Here is a 471-nt window from a genome sequence, read left to right as displayed (position 1 = left end):
CCGCATGCGCATGTCGCGAAGCTTTCGGCGGAATCGCTGCAACATTCGATGATTCAGGCGGAACCAATTCGGCCCACCTGCGGGCTGACTCTTGGGATGGCGGATTTGCTGCGCTCGAAAAAGATTCTACTCGCCGTGAGCGGCGCGTCGAAAAAAGGTCCGCTAACGAAACTGCTTGCCGCCGAAATCACCACGCAGTTTCCGGCTTCGTTTCTTTGGTTGCACCCGGATGTGACGTTGATTTGCGATCGCGCCGCGTTTGGTTGACGGCGGGCGGAGCGGGCCTATAGTCGCGACCCACGAAATGTTTGGAGTTGCGCGATGAATGCGAAATTGATTTTTAAGACGATTTTCTTTTTGGCGGTGCTGTTTTTGCTGGTGCTGATGGGGCAATACAATCGGGGTTCGGTGACGTTCGTGCTGCCGCCGGTATTGCCGAAGATCACGCAGTCCGCGGCGATCATGTATTAC

Annotated in this window: 1 protein-coding gene; it reads left to right on the top strand. The window is 55.6% G+C overall.

Going from position 1 to position 471, the window contains the following annotated elements:
- On the top strand, positions 1–267 hold a 267-nt coding region (locus I6F37_RS38905; protein ID WP_225154208.1), incomplete at its 5' end, for a hypothetical protein.
- Positions 268–471: the final 204 nt, after the last annotated feature.

It is taken from the genome of Bradyrhizobium sp. NBAIM08, from assembly GCF_020193935.1.
In the GTDB taxonomy this organism is placed as follows: domain Bacteria; phylum Pseudomonadota; class Alphaproteobacteria; order Rhizobiales; family Xanthobacteraceae; genus Bradyrhizobium; species Bradyrhizobium yuanmingense.
This window is presented reverse-complemented; position numbering and strand designations above follow the sequence as displayed.